Raw genomic sequence first — 17,471 nt, 5'->3', positions numbered from 1 at the left:
TTATATGCCTCCTAAGAATACCAAAAATGAAAAGCTGATAAACGGCTTATTAAAAAGAAATTGATAAGTACAATTAAAAAGGCTGCCATATTCCATAACGCCAGCGACTTTCCAAATACATTCTTTCTTACCCGAAGATATAGATAGATTCCATAAATGATCAAAAGAACAAATGAACCGATAATCTTAGGGTCGTACCATAAAAAATGAGGGAGCTTTAAAAAGGCCCATTGCAACCCAAGAATCAAACTTAATAGCAGCATAGGCACCCCGGCCACATTTAAGATATAGGACATTTTTTCAAGCTTTGAAAGATCCTGCATCCGCCATAGCCTGTGACCCCATTTTTTTTCTTTCAACAGCTTATATTGAAGCAGATACAATAAAGAAAATACAAATGAAAGCGAAAAAGCAGCATACGATAGGATGGCCATAGTAATATGAATAAGCAAAAGCTCCGATATTAATCTTTTTGCCATCGCTGTCGTGGGCATTTGCACAGGTGCAAATGTATGGATTGCCATAATAAAAAACCCAATAATATTGGTAAAAAAAACGGTGAAATCCACCCTCAAGATACGATTAATAAAAAGAGAGAGGGTTAACAGGACCCATGCGTAAAAATACAGCCCCTCAAAAAGGGTCAATACCGGAAATCGTCCGGTCCGGGCCATATACAAAAATAAAAAGATTGTTTGAAGGATCCAAACAATCGAAAGTAACCAGAAGGCGATACGGTTCGCCTTCTTATCATGATGTAAGAAATCCATAAAATAAAGCAGTATGCTGATTGCATAAATGACAATCATGCCTTCGTGCAGCCTGGACATAACCAAGTTAAACATCTTGTACCCTGCCCTTCATTAAGATTCTAGGGCTGGACTTACATTTAATAGGTAAGCTGCCTTCTTTGAAGCTGCAGCAGCCTGCTCTGGCACTCGTTCATTTTGATCTTGATCGCTCAGATTGAAGATTTGCTTAAACAATTCAAGCCTTTCAGCTGCATTTGCCTGTGCAGCAATCTCCTTTACCTGTGACACAGGATCTTTTAACAGCTGATTGACTATACTCTTGGTATGTTTATTTAAAACCTTCCTTTCACGCTCTGTAAGATTAGGCATTTTTCTTTCAATGCTCTTCATCGTATCGGCTTGAATTCCCATAGCTTTTTCCCTGAGCTCTGCTATGATGGGAACAACGCCAAGCATATGAACCCATTGGTTAAAGCTAACAATTTCGTCTTCAATCATCAGACTGATCTGTTCAGCTGCCTTCTGCCTTTCTGCAAGGTTAGCTTGGACAATTCCTTCGAGATCATCAATATCATAGAGGAAGACACTTTCCAATTCAGCTATTTCCGGATCAAGATCACGCGGAACGGCAATATCGACCATAAACAAAGGGCGGCCCTTTCTTTGTTTATTCACATCCTCCATCATTGCTTTTGTAATTACATAACCGCTCGCACTGGTAGAGCTGATTAATATATCTGCATCAGTAATCGCCTTGCTTAGCTCCGTTAGAACAAGCGCATTCCCATTATATTGATCTGCCAGGGCTCTCGCTTTTTCATAGGTTCTATTTATGACGGTAATGTTGGTTGCACCGCTTCCCTGCAGGTTTTGAATCGCAAGCTCACCCATTTTCCCTGCACCGAGAATAAGGACATGTCTAGCTTTTAGCGAACCGAATACCTTTTTCGCAAGCTCAACTGCAGCATAGCTGACAGAAACGGCATGAGATCCAATTTCAGTTTGAGAATGTGCCTTCTTGGCCAGCGTAATAGCCTGTTTAAAAAGCTGATTAAAAATAGTTCCTGTAACGTGTTCAGATTGTGCTATTAAAAAGCTTTCCTTCATCTGGCCCAATATCTGCGTTTCCCCAAGAACCATGGAATCCAAACCGCAAATCACTTTAAATAAATGCTCCATGGCCCCTTCTTGCTCATATATAAATAAATAAGGTGAAAAGACATCCTTGTCAATTTGAAACCATTCTGCAAGGAAGTCCTTAATATAGTAACGTCCAGTATGCAGCTGGTCCACCACAGCATATATTTCTGTGCGGTTGCATGTCGAAACAATGACATTTTCCAGCATGCTTTTTTTACGGCTTAAAGCAGCCATTGCAGCACCTAAATCTTTTTCGTCAAAAGCAAGCTTCTCACGAACCTCGACAGGGGCTGTTTTGTAGTTTAAACCAACCACTAAGATGTGCATAAAAGCACCCCCAATAATTTCAATACTTATATTATAACATGTACCAAAAATCCTAGTCTAAAAATATGTGAACATAAAATGAAACCTATGTTATCATATAAGTCAAAAGCTCTTACCTAAACTTTATTAATACGATCCAAGCCATTTTAAAGGAAAGCTGATGACTTGAACCCTGTGTATCTTAAGCCCATCATTCACCGTATCAAAAAACATAGGGATAATCAAGTAATCCGTACGAAAGGGGATTTTATGAAAAATCAGAAAATCTTTCCCGGAATCATCTTAATTGGTTTTGGATTATATTTTTATTTTCAGCAGCATCCTTCTGCCTTTTTGAAAGACTATCTCTCCTGGCCAGCTTTATTAATGATTGTCGGTTTGGCCTTTTTGGCTCAGGGCTATGGTGCTAAGGATTATGAAGCCATTCTCCCTGGTGTCATCCTTTTTGGATTTGGATTTCACTTTGAGGTAGTACATAAAATTTCAGTTTGGCCAAACAATATTGGTATCTTTATCTTAATTATTTCACTTGGTTTCTTGCTTCGATATCAAAAAACCCGGACTGGATTCTTTCAAGGTGCCCTTTTTCTTTTGCTTTCTATCATTCTTTTATTTTATGATAATATTCATCAAAATTTGGGAACCTTTGAAAACAAAGTTTCGTCTATCCAGAATATATGGCCCATTATTCTTGTTGTTGCCGGATTGCTGCTGATTGTTTTCAAAAAAAAATAAATTATGATCCATTTTCGTCGCAACTCATTGCTCCATGCCAAGGAACAAAGCTGTGTTAAAAACAAACTCACTAAATTTGTCTGACTGCAAAAGAGGTGTAATGTATTGAATATTTACCAGTACTCTGCCAAAACGATAAATGGCGAAGAGATTTCACTTAAAGACTTTAGCGGAAAAGTTCTTCTCATTGTAAATGTAGCAAGTAAATGCGGTTTTACTCCTCAATACCAGGAGCTGCAGGAATTGTACACTCACTATCTCGAAAAGGGATTTGAGGTCCTTGGATTTCCCTGCGGACAATTTATGAACCAGGAGCTTGATAGCAGTAAGGAAATTGCTGAATTTTGCACACTGAATTATGGCGTCACATTTCCCATGTTCGAAAAAATCGAGGTGAACGGAAACAACACTCATCCCCTTTTTGTTTACTTAAAAAAAGAGGCAAAAGGAGTCATGGGCAGCAGACAAATAAAATGGAACTTCACAAAGTTTTTAATTGACAGGGAAGGCCGGGTAACTGCAAGATACGCCCCAAGTACTTTACCCTCTCATTTAAAGAATGAGATTGAACAGCTGCTGAAATAGGCTCTTCCTCTTTTTTAAAAAGGATAACAATGAATAGCAAGAGACCCGGAAATGAATTTCCGGGTCTTTTTTACAAGATAAAGTATAAAAATGTTTATCGGCTAGCGTATTTCTACGTCTCCTCCCTGCGATAAGTCAACATCTAGTTTCCTTTATCTCTGTCAAAGACTCTGAAATCCGTACGCCGATGTGCAAGGCGCTCCCGCTTTTCTTTCTACATTGCCCTATTTATAGCTGCCCACATTTTATCTTTTCCTAGTCCTGTTTCGGAAGAAAAAAGGATGAGTTCATCGCTTGGATCAAAATCAAGCGTTTCTCTTGTAATTTTTAAATGCTTATCCCATTTTCCTTTCGGGATTTTATCTGCTTTTGTGGCAACGACTATACACGGAAGGCCGTGATGCTTAAGGAATTCATACATCGTGACGTCATCCTTAGTAGGAGGATGCCTTACATCTGTAATAAGAATAGCTGCCCTCAGCTGTTTCCTCGATGTAAAATAGGTTTCAATCATTTTCCCCCACTTTTCTCTCTCTGTTTTGGAGACTTTGGCATAGCCGTAGCCAGGAACATCTACAAAGAAAAGAGTCTCTTCAATCTTATAAAAATTAAGCGTCTGCGTTTTTCCCGGCTTGGAGGAAGTCCTTGCCATTGCTTTACGATTAATCAACTTATTGATCAACGAAGATTTCCCAACGTTAGATCTCCCTGCCAAAGCAAATTCGGGAAGCAGCCCATCCGGATACTGTTCCGGCCTTACTGCACTTATTACAAGCTCTACCTGGTTAACCTTCATATACATCACCTATTAAAGCCGTCTTCAACACCTGATCCATTTGAGATACAGGAACAAATGTTAAATCACGCCTTACACTTTCTGGAATATCATCGATGTCTTTTTCATTATCATGTGGAATAATGATCGTCTTAAGTCCCGCACGGTGTGCTCCCAGCGACTTTTCTTTTAAGCCTCCAATAGGGAGAACCCGGCCGCGCAGAGTAATTTCGCCCGTCATTCCCACTTCTTTGTGGATTGCATGCCCTGTTAAGGCAGAGATAAGCGCAGTGGCGATCGTTATGCCCGCCGATGGCCCATCCTTTGGTACAGCCCCTTCAGGAACATGGATATGAATATCATATTTTTCATGGAAATCTTCTTCTAAATGAAGATCCTTTGCTTTTGAACGGACAAAGCTAAAAGCTGTCTGGGCGGACTCCTTCATTACATCACCCAGTTTTCCGGTTAAGACAAGTTTTCCTTTGCCTGGCGAAAGTGAAACTTCAATTTGCAAGGTATCTCCGCCCACAGTTGTATAGGCTAGTCCTGTAGCTACCCCTACCTGGTCTTCTAGTTCAGCCTGGCCATAACGGAATTTCGCCTTGCCCAAATATTCATTAATATTCCTCCCGTTAATAATAACACGTTTCCTCTCGCTCGAAACAATGATTTTTGCTATTTTTCTGCAGATGGAAGCGATCTCCCGCTCCAATCCGCGCACCCCTGCTTCACGTGTGTAATAACGGACGATATTTTGGAACGCATCATCTCTTACCTGCATTTGGGATTTGGACAAGCCATGCTCCTTCATTTGTTTCGGAAGAAGATGGTCTTTTGCGATTCCAATCTTTTCAAGCTCCGTATATCCTGCAATCGTAATAATTTCCATACGGTCCCGAAGAGGTCCGGGAATGGTAGACAGGTCATTCGCTGTAGCAATAAACATGACCTTTGAAAGATCATATGTTTCTTCTATATAGTGATCGCTGAAATTATGGTTTTGTTCCGGATCAAGAACCTCCAGCATAGCGGAGGAAGGATCTCCCCTGAAATCACTGGACATTTTATCCACTTCATCAAGAAGGAAAACTGGGTTAACGGTTCCTGCTTTCTTCATTCCCTGGATAATCCGTCCCGGCATTGCCCCTACATAGGTTCTGCGGTGGCCTCGAATTTCACTTTCATCACGGACTCCTCCAAGCGAAACACGAACAAACTTTCTTCCAAGTGATTCCGCTATCGACCGTGCAAGACTGGTTTTCCCAACACCAGGAGGTCCTGCAAGACATAAAATAGGACCCTTTAAGGATTGCGTCAGCTTTTGAACAGCCAGATACTCAAGAACCCTTTCCTTCACTTTTTCAAGGCCATGGTGGTCCCTGTTTAAAATGTATTCCGCTTTTGAAAGGTCGAGGTCATCTTCGGTTGCGTTCGTCCACGGGAGGGATAGAATCCAATCCAAATATGTCCGGATGACAGAGCTTTCCGCTGAATTGGAAGGAACTTTTTCATAACGATCCAGTTCTCTAAGAGCTGTTTTTCTTACATGCTCCGGCATGTCGGAATTCTCGATTTTATCCGTTAAATCCGATACCTCACCCGTTTTCCCCTCTCTGTCTCCCAGTTCTTTTTGAATGGCTTTCATTTGCTCGCGAAGATAGTACTCTTTTTGTGTTCTTTCCATCGACTTCTTCACACGCTGGCCAATTTTTTTCTCCAGATTTAAGACTTCTTTTTCATTATTAATAATGTCGATGACTTTATTTAGACGATCTTTTACATTTACTGTTTCCAGTATTTCCTGCTTTTGAATAAGCTTCAATGGAAGATGAGAAGCAATAATATCCGCCATCCTTCCAGGCTCCTCAATATCCTGGACAGTTGCCAGGGTTTCAGCAGAAACCTTTTTGGAAAGCTTAATATATTGCTCAAAATACTCAAGCATAGTTCTCATGAGGGCTTCTGTTTCTACATCTGCCTTTTTGTCCTCTCCATATTCTTTGAGGGACACAGCATAATACTGCCCTTCATCATAAAAGCGGACAATTTCCGCCCTTTTTAACCCTTCTACCAAGACACGGATTGTCCCGTTTGGCAGCTTAAGCATTTGATTTACTTTCGTAAGAGTCCCGACTTGATAGAGATCCTCTTGTCCAGGTTCGTCTATAGAAACATCCTTCTGCGTTGTCAGGAAAATCATATGATCATTCATCATTGCTTCTTCAAGAGCCTGGACAGAATGATCGCGGCCCACATCCAAATGAAGGACCATAGTCGGGTACACAAGCAGCCCCCTTAGCGGAAGAAGCGGGACAAGCTTTTCAGATTTTTTTGCCAAAATACTACACCTCCAGGTAGGTAACACACACTTACATATATGTATCAAACATGAATTGTCAATATCCACTATCCGGTGAATCTTTTTACAATTCTAACGTATTTGGTTTTTCATGTCCATTTTATACACACTCTTTTATAATGACCATGGATTTTTTTTTCTTCTCATAGTATTCAACAATACCCTTAATTTATGATACATAAAACGAAAAGGCCTGGGATTATTCCTCAGCTTAATTAATCCTGCATACAGCTGGTCCAATCACGATTACATTCAATCAGCTTTCTAAAAATGCCAGCAGGAATCATTATGACCGAAATTTGCTCAATAAAAGAAATCGGCAAATGCCGATTTCTTTTATTAGCTTCATCTATTTACTTGCTTATGTTATTGTTGCCTGTTAATTTACACTCCAGGCATTTGCTTTTTTATAAGGCTCTGAAGTCTTCACCACTTCAAAGTTTCAAGGGATTCTCTTACCTGCTGTTCAAAGCAAAAATCCCCCTTCACCAATTCGTCAATGTCTCATTACACGCTTTGTTCATCAATCTGATCGCTAATCAGCGGGAATGGAACCTCAGTATCAAAGTGTTTGATAAGAGCCATATTTAGTATGTCTTCTAGCTGATACACCGGTATAATCTCGATTCCTTCGATTTCATTTAAAATAGACTGCATGTTCTCCGCAGGGATAAACACAGTTTTTGCCCCCGCCAGCTTAGCGGCTTTTACTTTTGCAAACACACCACCAACCGGCTTCACATTGCCATGAATACTGATTTCACCTGTCATGGCAACAGTGTGGTCTACAGGGATTTTATAAATGGCTGAATAGATTCCTACAGCCATGGATACCCCTGCTGAAGGTCCGTCAATGGGAATACCTCCAGGGAAGTTGACATGTATATCATACTGGCCAGCCGGTACCCCCATCGTTCTAAGAACCGTAAGAACATTTTCTATGGACCCTTTTGCCATACTTTTTCTCCGGATGGACTTCCCTTGCCCTCCAATACTTTCTTCTTCAACAATTCCGGTAATATTAATGGTTCCATTATCCTTTGCAGGAATTACAGTCACTTCTATTTCCAGTAGAGTCCCCGTGTTTGGTCCTGTCACAGCCAGTCCATTGACTAATCCGACCCTTGACTGTTCCCCAATCTTTTTCTGAAAACGAGGAGACAGCTGACTTGATTGGATAATCCATTCTATATCTTCATCCCGTATAGATTGCCGCTCTTCCTGGATTGCAAGACCGGCAGCAATTTGTACCATATTAACGGCTTCCCTGCCATTTGGCGCATAAGAGGATAGAATGTGAAGCCCGCTTTCACTAATCTCCATTTTCACTTTATGGGCAGCCTTTTTTGCCACCCTTGCTATCTCGTCCTGCTCCAATTCCCTGAAAAATACTTCCATACATCTAGAACGAATGGCAGGGGGGATCTCATTAGGTGTTCGAGTCGTAGCTCCAATCAACCGAAAATCAGCAGGGAGTCCATTTTGGAATATATCATGGATATGCGAAGGAATTTGGCTGTTCTCCGGACTGTAATAAGCACTGTCCAGGAAAACCTTTCGATCTTCCAGCACCTTTAAGAGCTTATTCATTTGTATTGGATGCAATTCTCCAATCTCATCAATAAATAAAACTCCTCCATGGGCATTGGTTACAGCCCCCTGCTTAGGCTGGGGGATGCCGGCCTGTCCCATGGCACCTGCTCCTTGATAAATAGGATCATGGACAGAACCAATTAATGGGTCAGCTATTCCTCTTTCATCAAATCTTGCCGTAGTGGCATCAAGTTCAATAAAAATTGAACTTGGTCTAAAAGGTGATTTACTGTTTCGTTTTGCCTCTTCTAAAACAAGCCGTGCTGCAGCAGTCTTCCCTACTCCTGGCGGCCCATAGATAATGACATGCTGCGGGTTCGGACCGCATAAGGCTGCCTTTAACGATTTAATTCCGTCACTTTGCCCCACAATGTCATCAAAGCTTGTCGGCCGCACACGCTCTGACAGCGGCTCTGTTAAGGATATTGCTCTCATTTTTCTCAATTGTTCCATTTCTTTGCGGGATTCTCTATCAATGGATATTTTTTGCGTCTTTTGGCTCTTAAGCAGGTTCCAAAAGTAAAGTCCTATAATGACTCCAAAAAATAATTGAATAAGTAACGCGATCCCAGTCCAGCTCATTGTAACCCCTCCAAAACTCATCAGTTGCGGCGAATTTACCCTTTATGGTGCAATCAGGTTCCAAAGCAAAGAATTTTGTATAATAATTTTTCTCCAATCATGCAAAAGCAAGACTCGGCAATGCAATAAAATTCTTTTCCTTTAAAACCTTTTTCTTTAGGTAAATCCATTTACATATGAACTAGTATCTCCGCGACCTATTGGGAATAAACCATTTTTTTGAAGGGGCTGAAGTTTCTTCGTAAAAATAAGCTGCGAACAAGCTGTAAGAAGATCCAATCTGGTCCATTTTTTTAAATAGAGAAAACAAAGGATCTGCCAAATATTCTTTGGCAGATCCTTCTGTTTAGGCAGATTTCGTTTCTTCTCTTACCACTGTACCATCTTCAAGAATCAGCTTTGGCGGCTCATTATTCAGAACAGCTTCTTTAGTAATGATACATTTTTTAATATCATCACGGGCTGGCAATTCAAACATTACATCAAGCATAATGCTTTCAATAATGGAACGGAGCCCCCTTGCACCCGTTTTTCTTTCGATAGCTTTCTTGGCAATTTCCGTAAGAGCATCTTCTTCAAATTCCAGCTCTACATCATCAAGCTCCAGCATTTTCTTGTATTGCTTTACAAGAGCATTTTTTGGCTGGGTAAGAATTTGAATCAATGCTGCTTCATCCAATTGTTCAAGGCTCGCAATAACTGGAAGACGGCCGATGAATTCAGGAATTAATCCAAATCGTAAAAGATCTTCAGGAAGCACTTTTGATAATAAGACTTTATCATCAATGTCTTTTTCAACCTTGTTGCCACCAAAACCAATCACTTTTTGGCCCAAACGGCGTTTGATGATTTGTTCAATACCATCAAAGGCACCGCCGCAAATGAAGAGAATATTTGTAGTGTCAATTTGAATAAATTCCTGATGAGGATGCTTGCGTCCACCCTGAGGAGGAACGCTTGCAACAGTTCCTTCAAGAATTTTCAGCAATGCCTGCTGAACTCCTTCACCAGAAACATCACGTGTAATAGACGGGTTTTCTGATTTTCTTGCTACTTTATCAATCTCATCGATATAGATAATTCCTTTTTCCGCTTTTTCTACATCATAATCTGCAGCCTGAATCAATTTAAGAAGAATATTTTCAACATCCTCGCCTACATAACCGGCTTCTGTTAATGATGTAGCATCAGCAATGGCAAATGGAACATTCAAAATTCTTGCGAGTGTTTGTGCCAGTAGGGTTTTCCCGCTTCCTGTCGGCCCGATTAAGCAGATATTACTTTTGGCAAGCTCTACTTCATCAATTTTACTATTGGAATTAATACGCTTGTAATGATTATAAACCGCTACAGCAAGCGCTTTCTTCGCCTGATCCTGGCCAATGACATACTCTTTAAGAATTTCACGGATCTCAGTTGGTTTAGGAATATCTTTCAGCTCAATTTCTTCTTCGGTACCAAGCTCTTCCTCTACAATTTCAGTACAAAGCTCAATACATTCGTCGCATATATAGACTCCCGGTCCTGCAACTAACTTGCGGACCTGATCTTGTGTTTTACCACAAAATGAACATTTAAGCTGCTGCTTTTCATCGTTGAATTTAAACAATGACTTTCACCCCTTATAAAGAATACTAGCCTCTCATTAGCTTAGACGTTTGAAAAGACAGGAAAGGAAGCGGGATTCCCTTTTCCTTGCCGCATTCTCCTGCATAGGCTAATTTTTTTTGTAAAGAACCCGTCTAAAAACAGTTATGTATTGGATTGTATCATACTTCTATGTAGGACAGGAAATTTTAAAGCTTACATATACATTCGCCATTGATCTCATTAAATCCTACTTAATCAAGATTTTCCCCAATTCGTATTTTATATTCTACTTTTATGTATGATTTTTGAAAAGAATTTTTTCTTACATTGTAGAAAACAAGGCACGAATAACGTCGTGCCTTGTTTTGGGATTGATCCAGAAATCTTATATTATTACTATTATGCAGCAGTCTTACTGTTTTGTACAAGAAATTCAACTGCTTTGCGAACTTTTAAATCGCCTTTAACGCCGTCAAGGCTGCCAAGGGCTTTTTTAATGTCCTCTGCAGACATATTGTAAGCTTCAGCCATTTTTGTTAATTCAGCTTCCACTTCTTCTTCGCTTACTTCAATGTTTTCAGCTTCTGCAATTGCTTCTAAAGTCAAGTTCATGCGAACACGTTTTTGTGCATCCTCTTTCATTTGGTCGCGAAGAGCCTTCTCATCCTGACCAGAGAATTGGAAGTACAGGTCAAGGTTTAAACCTTGCATTTGAAGACGTTGTTCGAATTCCTGCATCATGCGGTTTAGTTCTGTATCGATCATTGCTTCAGGAATATCAATTTCAGCATTTTCTGCAGCTTTTTCTACAATCGCATCCTCAGTTGCATGCTTAGCTTGGTGTTCTTTTGATTCTTTTAAGTTTTTCTCAAGCTTCTCTTTTAATTGGTCAAGTGTTTCCACTTCTTCATCTACGTCTTTAGCAAATTCATCATCTAACGCAGGAAGTTCTTTTGTTTTGATTTCATGGATTTTCACTTTGAATACTGCAGGTTTACCAGCTAATTCAGCAGCATGGTATTCTTCAGGGAATGCTACTTCGACATCCTTTTCTTCTCCTGCAGCTAAACCAACTAATTGCTCTTCAAATCCCGGGATAAAGCTTCCGCTGCCAAGCTCTAAAGAATAGTTGTCAGCTTGTCCGCCTTCAAATGCTTCTCCATTTACGAAGCCTTCGAAATCAAGGACAACTGTATCGCCGTTTTCAGCAGCGCCTTCTTCACGAACAACAAGTTCAGCATAACGCTCCTGAAGAGATTTCAATTCATTTTCAATATCTTCAGCCTTTACTTCTGTGTCAACCTTTTCAACTTCTAAGCCTTTATATTCTCCAAGCTTAACTTCAGGTTTAACTGTAACAGTTGCTTTGAAGATTAACTCTTTTCCCTTTTCCATTTGCTCGATATCGATGTTTGGCTGGTCAACAGGTGTAATGCCTGTTTCTTCAACAGCTTGAGCATACGCTTCTGGAAGAATTACATCCAAAGCATCCTGATAAAGTGATTCTACACCAAAACGCTTTTCAAAAAATGGACGAGGAACTTTCCCTTTACGGAATCCTGGAATATTAATTTGTTTTGATACTTTTTTGAAAGCTGCATCCAGACCGTTGTTAACAGTTTCAACATCAACTTCAACTGTTAATACGCCTTGATTGCCTTCAAGCTTTTCCCATTTTGCTGACATACCTTTCCCTCCAACAATCTATATTTGATAGTGTAATGAACTAATTTAATAGACAGGCATGTCCAATTCGACAGCCATAATCCATTTTAAAAAGAAAAATGAAAAGGGTTGAAAAAATTACACATTACAACCATTACATTATATCATAGGTTTTAGCTGTTTCAAGAAGGAGCTATACAATCGGCAAAGAAATTTCTTCTATCTCATCGATCCACCTGAGTGCCTTTTCCAGCGTTTCCCTATCCACGCCAAACTGTTGGGCGGTGATTTCAGGATCTATCCCATCCTGATACATTTCCTGGACAAAAAGGAAGTAGGCTGCTGCCCATACAGGAGCAGACATCGGGATTGGTTCGAAAGGATACAATATGAAAAAATGCCGGTCTACAACAATCTTTATTTGTTGATATAAAGTAGGGTTCTTATCCTCCACTTCTTTTCTTAGGTATTCTATAAATTCCAAATAAAAAGGGGTTTCAAAAACTGCCGGAAGCTCTGAAGGCACTACCTGCTCTTCAAAGGTAAATTTTCTAATAAACGCTGGCCTTTCAACCCCATGTTCCTTCAATACATTCACGACCATTGATTTCACAAACGGATGGTTATGAGGGTTTTCAAGAAACTCCCTTAGCTCAGCCATGTAAGGATAAATATTTTCATAGTTGAGCTGTGCTGCTCTAAATACCTGCTCTTTCACCTCAAGATTTCTTAAAATAGATGTTGGCTGCAAGTCCTCTGTATTTGGAAAATCCTTTTTCTCTTCCTTTTGGGGAATTCTTTTTTGGCTGAATTGAAGCAGCTTCTCGTAATGCTCCATTCTGTCTGCCGGAACCTCGCGTTCTTCAAATAAGGCAGTAATGGTATCTTTAACGGCTTTATGTTCCCCCAGCTGGATTAATATCATGATAAAAATATCAAAAATTTCGAAGTAATCACCGATCCCTTTGTGAAGGAGCTCCTCTCCCTGCTGTTTAGCTTTTTCGTAGTCACCTGCTTCATACAAAGCAACCAAATAGGCCATGCCAACTTCCGCATCATCTCTGTCGAGTTCCTTTGCCTGTGAAAGCAATTCTACTGCATCAGTGTATTTTTTTTCCTCAAGCCGCTCGATCCCAATAGCCATGAGCCTTTCTTTTAAGCCCGGGAAATGGATTACCTTGCCAGTTTTTCTATTATCCTTCATCTGTTTGTTCCTACCGCCTTTTATTCAGACCTATCCGCTTAAGTTGAATGGGTTATATACATTAAATAATCGAACTTAGTTTAGCATGTCCCCTCTTAATTTTCAAAAATCTCCTTGAAACAATGCAGATGAACTAAAAAATGCAGCTGTTCAAATCGCCCGGTGATTAGGATCCTCTTCGTAGCTTTGCTCCTGTGAGTCTCTCTTTGCCAGCATTTCTATGGAAGCGTGAACCTTCCGTTTAGTAGATTAACATTGAGCTTTACGCCATAACAAATAAAAAACATCCAAGAAGGATGCTTTTTATGGTTACGGCTCTTATTCAAACATTCAGCATATGCTGGTTAAAAGCAGGCGGATCATAGCAGGAGAGCAATAAAAAGACAGTTTTAGCTTTGTGTTTGCCAAACAGCCATACGAAGCGGATTCTATGAAAAATAATTTATTTTCTCAAGAGTATCTTTAATATATTGTAAATCTTTTCTATCGAATTTTACTTCTTTTGATTTAATTTGCTCTTCAAAGTAGTTTTCAAGTTTTTCTCTTGAGGTGCAGACCTCAACCTCTGTCATACGTGAATAATTTTGTGGTTCATCACCGTTATAGCTGTGATAGCCATAGTAGAGAATCGGTTTTACTTTATTGAATTTGGGACTGTAGTTCATAAGAAAATCTTCAAGCCTTTCGGCAGATTCCAAAGTTTGGTAAGCAGGATTCTCATAGCTGGCTACCTTTATATTTTTTTCTTGTTCATGTTCCTTCACGCTATCCTGGCTGTTATCATAAAAGACGATGGTTTGTTCTTTTCCCTTATGTTCAATAAATAAAGAATCAAAGTAATAGGCTAAATCCTCTAACTGTTCTTTCGATACACCATGGATGATTTTGCCGCGCCAATACTTCGTTTCTATGAGATAAATACCTTGAGGAAGGAGAACCAAGTGGTCCATCTTCCTTGTCTTAATCGTATCATTTACTGAAGGCAGCGGAATGAATACATTCCCCATAATGATCATTTCCGACTCATCCAGTACTCCTCTACTGACCATGGAAGTTTTCAGCTCTGTCAAAACCCTGTGTGTAATTATTTCTCCCTTATTTCTCGAATATTTCTCAAGGTTTCTTATATAATCATTGAACTTAAGACGGTCCTTTTCAAATTCTTCTGTTACCTTTTCGACACTTTCATTATAAACCAATTCCCGTTCTACTATTATATCTTCTAAATGCTGGTTATAGGCAGCTTCCTTTTCCTTAAGCTCGATTTCCTTGGTTTTATTTAGTTGATCTATTGCCGATTGATGTAATTGTTTTTGCTTGGAGGCCTGGGTAATAAAATAAATACATCCTCCCAATAGGATTAATATGATTAACACATAAACGATTGTCATCTATATCAGTCTCCGTTCATTTGATGATTAGACAGCAAACTTCTACTCACTCTATATTCCTACAAATAATTGCATTTTGTCCAATATAAAATGGTTTTTGTTTACAAATTTTTCACCCTGCTATTTTACTTTTTAGCCATCTTACGTTATTTTACTCCTATTTTTGCTCTTATTTTGTTTAATTCTACTTGCTTTTTATTGAATTTCTCTTAAAAAAGGAGCAAAATCTTCCTAAGCGGCAGTGTTTTCACTTTTTTTGCCAGAAGGTTTCAGCGCCAATCCTTCAATCACCATGTTTTTCAAATGAAAATTGACACAATATTCGAGAGGAACCAGCCTGGGATAAGATAAAAGCAAAAAAGACTGACACCCAAGTAGTTCAGTTAAGGATCTCACCTTAACAAAATCTTTGGTATCAGTCTTTCTGATTAGCGTCCCAGGAGAGATTCGAACTCCCGACCGTACGCTTAGAAGGCGTATGCTCTATCCGGCTGAGCTACTGGGACATGATCTTATTTTGACCATCATACTTCATCTTCCTAGTTTCATAAAAGACTAGCTTGATGACACTACTTATTATATAAGTAATAAAAAACAATGTCAACGGGCTTCCCCATTTTATTTTTCAAACAATTTCTTTACTCTTACTATTTCTTTTCATCAAAGCTCTTAAATGAACGGGCTGAGACTATTTTTGCAGCTCAGTTAATCTTTCCTTCAAATGTATGTTACTATTGTTTAATTGTCGCTGTTCAATTAACTTGTGGCCTAACATTAACCTTTAACAGAGTCCTTAAAGAAAATTAGTCCCGCGCTTCCCGCTCATTTTCTGCTACATTGTAAACCTTTGCTTTAGCTCCTTAATTTCCTTATGCTGGTCATCAAAAAAAGTAACAAAAACTTCTTGACCTTCTTTTTCTACCAATGCATATGTTTTTTCCTTTCGTCCTCTTGGCAGCAGAATACTTCCCGGATTCAAAAATATCGTACCATCAATAATCTCTACACCCAGAACGTGTGAATGCCCAAAAAAGACAAAATCAGCCTCAATCTCTTTAGCTTTATAAGATAGATTCAACAAAGTCATTTTTACATTATAATGATGTCCATGGGTAATAAAAATCGTGTTGTCACCAATAGTTTGACGAATATCCAAAGGAAATCGCCTTTCAAAATCACAGTTCCCCCTAACTGTCAAAAATCCTTCTATTTCTGGATGGCTCGCCTGAAGCTCTGAATCACCGCAGTGAATCATGGCATCAACTTGATTTTGATATATTTCCTTCAATTCCATTAATTCAGCAGTTAAACCATGACTATCACTTACTACAAGCAGTCTCATTTATATCATCCTATCCAAACAGTTCATTTAAAATGGCCGAAAGCTTTTTCAGTGCCATGCCGCGATGGCTTATTTTATTTTTTTCATCTGCCTGCAGCTGTGCGAGCGTTTGCTCTTTGGCTGGAACCCAAAAAATCGGATCGTATCCGAAACCGTTTGTCCCTTGAGGCTGCCTAAGTATTTTTCCTTCACAGGTTCCAGAGACCGTAATGGTTTTTTTTCCTGGAACTGCTACCGCTAATGCGCAGTAGAATCGCGCCGTTCTTTGTGAATCTGGTATAGTTTCCATTTCAATCAACACTTTATCCATGTTTTCCTGATCGTTTTTTGCTTCACCTGCATATCTTGCTGAATATACGCCTGGACGGCCGTCCAAAGCATCAACTACTAAGCCTGAGTCATCTGCTATGGTTATTATATTATACTGCATCGAAATCGCTTCTGCCTTCAATATTGCATTTTCTTCAAAAGTAGACCCTGTTTCATCAACATCTATGGAATTTGGAATATCTAAAAGTGTCTTTACCCTAAATCCATATGGTTCTAACATATCGGAAAATTCATTTGCTTTGCCTCTGTTTTTAGTAGCAATGATAATATCCAGCATTTTTTTACTCCTTTGCCTCTGCGTTATCCATTATTTTAATTGCAATGTCTCCCAATGCCTTCTTCTGTATTTCAAACAACTGATTAAGTCCATTCTGCGCCATATCCAATAATTGCTGAAGCTCACTTATTGAAAAGGTTGCTTCTTCACCTGTTCCTTGAAGTTCAACAAACTGTCCAGCCCCGGTCATTACAATGTTCATATCCACAAATGCCTTGCTGTCTTCAGCATAATTTAAATCCAGAACAATACCGCTCTCAGGAACAATACCGACACTTGTAGCTGCCAGAAAATTTGTAACAGGAAATTTTTTCATCTTCTTTTTTTCATGCAGCTTAGCAAGGGCCAAAGCCATAGCAATAAAGGAACCTGTTATGGAAGCGGTTCTGGTTCCCCCATCTGCCTGAATCACATCACAGTCAATCCAAATCGTCCTTTCTCCTACACTCTCAAGATCGACCGCTGCACGAAGGGACCGTCCGATCAGGCGCTGAATTTCCATCGTTCTCCCCGTTACTTTCCCCTTCGAGGACTCTCTTATGTTTCGTTGTTCTGTTGCTCTTGGAAGCATGGAATATTCTGCAGTTATCCATCCTTTCCCCGTATTTCTCATAAAATGTGGAACCCGATCCTCAATACTTGCAGCACAAATTACCTTTGTATCTCCAACTGAAATTAAAACAGAGCCTTCCGGATGCTTTAAATAATTTGTTTCAATATGTACATGTCTTAATTCCTGTGCTTCTCTTCCATCTGCTCGCACGGTGTTCATCCTCTCTTTTATCCATTACCATGTTTATTTAATAGGCTTATTCTGCCTC

The 17,471-nt window shown here is 39.6% G+C and carries 14 protein-coding genes and 1 tRNA gene; 2 read left to right on the top strand and 13 right to left on the bottom strand.

The genetic code is table 11. The features are described 5' to 3' along the window. Window positions 1-11 precede the first annotated feature (11 nt). Together ccsA and hemA are read right to left on the bottom strand one after the other, a co-directional pair. Window positions 12-845 carry a cytochrome c biogenesis protein CcsA gene (gene ccsA, locus A5N88_RS00595; protein WP_066261760.1) on the bottom strand — a complete coding sequence of 278 codons (834 nt, stop codon included), beginning with the start codon at window positions 843-845 and terminating at the stop codon, window positions 12-14. Between the two features lie 18 nt (window positions 846-863). Continuing rightward, window positions 864-2,219, bottom strand: coding sequence for a glutamyl-tRNA reductase (gene hemA / locus A5N88_RS00590; protein ID WP_066261759.1), 1,356 nt, complete (start codon window positions 2,217-2,219; stop codon window positions 864-866). Between the two features lie 249 nt (window positions 2,220-2,468). Between hemA and A5N88_RS00585 the strand changes: the two genes are divergently transcribed. Together A5N88_RS00585 and A5N88_RS00580 are read left to right on the top strand one after the other, a co-directional pair. Then, on the top strand, window positions 2,469-2,954 hold the full coding sequence (locus A5N88_RS00585) for a LiaI-LiaF-like domain-containing protein (RefSeq protein WP_066270086.1): 486 nt from the start codon (window positions 2,469-2,471) through the stop codon (window positions 2,952-2,954). A 105-nt stretch (window positions 2,955-3,059) separates the two neighbouring features. Continuing rightward, window positions 3,060-3,539, top strand: coding sequence for a glutathione peroxidase (locus tag A5N88_RS00580; RefSeq protein ID WP_066261752.1), 480 nt, complete (start codon window positions 3,060-3,062; stop codon window positions 3,537-3,539). Window positions 3,540-3,753: 214 nt separating this feature from the next. Here A5N88_RS00580 and yihA read toward each other — a convergent pair whose 3' ends face one another. The 11 genes from yihA to rph form a co-directional block, all read right to left on the bottom strand. Next, a complete protein-coding gene (yihA, locus tag A5N88_RS00575; protein ID WP_066261751.1) occupies window positions 3,754-4,335 on the bottom strand; it encodes a ribosome biogenesis GTP-binding protein YihA/YsxC in 582 nt (193 codons plus the stop codon). Next, a complete protein-coding gene (gene lon / locus A5N88_RS00570; protein WP_066261750.1) occupies window positions 4,325-6,655 on the bottom strand; it encodes an endopeptidase La in 2,331 nt (776 codons plus the stop codon). The genes yihA and lon overlap by 11 nt, the downstream gene beginning before the upstream one ends. Window positions 6,656-7,183: 528 nt before the next feature. Beyond that, window positions 7,184-8,851, bottom strand: coding sequence for an ATP-dependent protease LonB (gene lonB / locus A5N88_RS00565; RefSeq protein ID WP_066261745.1), 1,668 nt, complete (start codon window positions 8,849-8,851; stop codon window positions 7,184-7,186). A 346-nt stretch (window positions 8,852-9,197) separates the two neighbouring features. Further along, on the bottom strand, window positions 9,198-10,460 hold the full coding sequence (gene clpX / locus A5N88_RS00560; protein WP_066261742.1) for an ATP-dependent protease ATP-binding subunit ClpX: 1,263 nt from the start codon (window positions 10,458-10,460) through the stop codon (window positions 9,198-9,200). 380 nt (window positions 10,461-10,840) lie between these two features. Beyond that, window positions 10,841-12,127 carry a trigger factor gene (tig, locus tag A5N88_RS00555; protein WP_066261740.1) on the bottom strand — a complete coding sequence of 429 codons (1,287 nt, stop codon included), beginning with the start codon at window positions 12,125-12,127 and terminating at the stop codon, window positions 10,841-10,843. Between the two features lie 172 nt (window positions 12,128-12,299). Further along, on the bottom strand, window positions 12,300-13,310 hold the full coding sequence (locus A5N88_RS00550; RefSeq protein WP_066261738.1) for a tetratricopeptide repeat protein: 1,011 nt from the start codon (window positions 13,308-13,310) through the stop codon (window positions 12,300-12,302). Between the two features lie 428 nt (window positions 13,311-13,738). After that, entirely contained in the window at window positions 13,739-14,701 is a 963-nt protein-coding gene (locus A5N88_RS00545) for a nuclease-related domain-containing protein (protein ID WP_066261736.1), read from the bottom strand. Window positions 14,702-15,133: 432 nt separating this feature from the next. Further along, a tRNA-Arg gene (locus A5N88_RS00540) sits at window positions 15,134-15,207 on the bottom strand. 326 nt (window positions 15,208-15,533) lie between these two features. After that, complete coding sequence (locus A5N88_RS00535; RefSeq protein ID WP_066261735.1) at window positions 15,534-16,043, bottom strand: metallophosphoesterase; 510 nt, start codon at window positions 16,041-16,043, stop codon at window positions 15,534-15,536. A 10-nt stretch (window positions 16,044-16,053) separates the two neighbouring features. After that, the gene (locus tag A5N88_RS00530) at window positions 16,054-16,650 is read right to left on the bottom strand and encodes an XTP/dITP diphosphatase (RefSeq protein ID WP_066261732.1); all 597 of its coding nucleotides are present in this window, start codon (window positions 16,648-16,650) and stop codon (window positions 16,054-16,056) included. A 4-nt stretch (window positions 16,651-16,654) separates the two neighbouring features. After that, complete coding sequence (gene rph, locus A5N88_RS00525; protein WP_066261730.1) at window positions 16,655-17,413, bottom strand: ribonuclease PH; 759 nt, start codon at window positions 17,411-17,413, stop codon at window positions 16,655-16,657. Window positions 17,414-17,471: the final 58 nt, after the last annotated feature.

Source organism: Heyndrickxia acidicola (assembly GCF_001636425.1).
In the GTDB taxonomy this organism is placed as follows: Bacteria; Bacillota; Bacilli; order Bacillales; family Bacillaceae_C; genus Bacillus_AE; species Bacillus_AE acidicola.
This window is presented reverse-complemented; position numbering and strand designations above follow the sequence as displayed.

Coding starts and splice junctions, on each gene's coding strand:
- ccsA (WP_066261760.1), bottom strand. CDS start 845: ATGTTTAACTTGGTTATGTCCAGGCTGCACGAAGGCATGATTGTCATT.
- hemA (WP_066261759.1), bottom strand. CDS start 2,219: ATGCACATCTTAGTGGTTGGTTTAAACTACAAAACAGCCCCTGTCGAG.
- A5N88_RS00585 (WP_066270086.1), top strand. CDS start 2,469: ATGAAAAATCAGAAAATCTTTCCCGGAATCATCTTAATTGGTTTTGGA.
- yihA (WP_066261751.1), bottom strand. CDS start 4,335: ATGAAGGTTAACCAGGTAGAGCTTGTAATAAGTGCAGTAAGGCCGGAA.
- lonB (WP_066261745.1), bottom strand. CDS start 8,851: ATGAGCTGGACTGGGATCGCGTTACTTATTCAATTATTTTTTGGAGTC.
- tig (WP_066261740.1), bottom strand. CDS start 12,127: ATGTCAGCAAAATGGGAAAAGCTTGAAGGCAATCAAGGCGTATTAACA.
- A5N88_RS00550 (WP_066261738.1), bottom strand. CDS start 13,310: ATGAAGGATAATAGAAAAACTGGCAAGGTAATCCATTTCCCGGGCTTA.
- A5N88_RS00545 (WP_066261736.1), bottom strand. CDS start 14,701: ATGACAATCGTTTATGTGTTAATCATATTAATCCTATTGGGAGGATGT.
- A5N88_RS00535 (WP_066261735.1), bottom strand. CDS start 16,043: ATGAGACTGCTTGTAGTAAGTGATAGTCATGGTTTAACTGCTGAATTA.
- A5N88_RS00530 (WP_066261732.1), bottom strand. CDS start 16,650: ATGCTGGATATTATCATTGCTACTAAAAACAGAGGCAAAGCAAATGAA.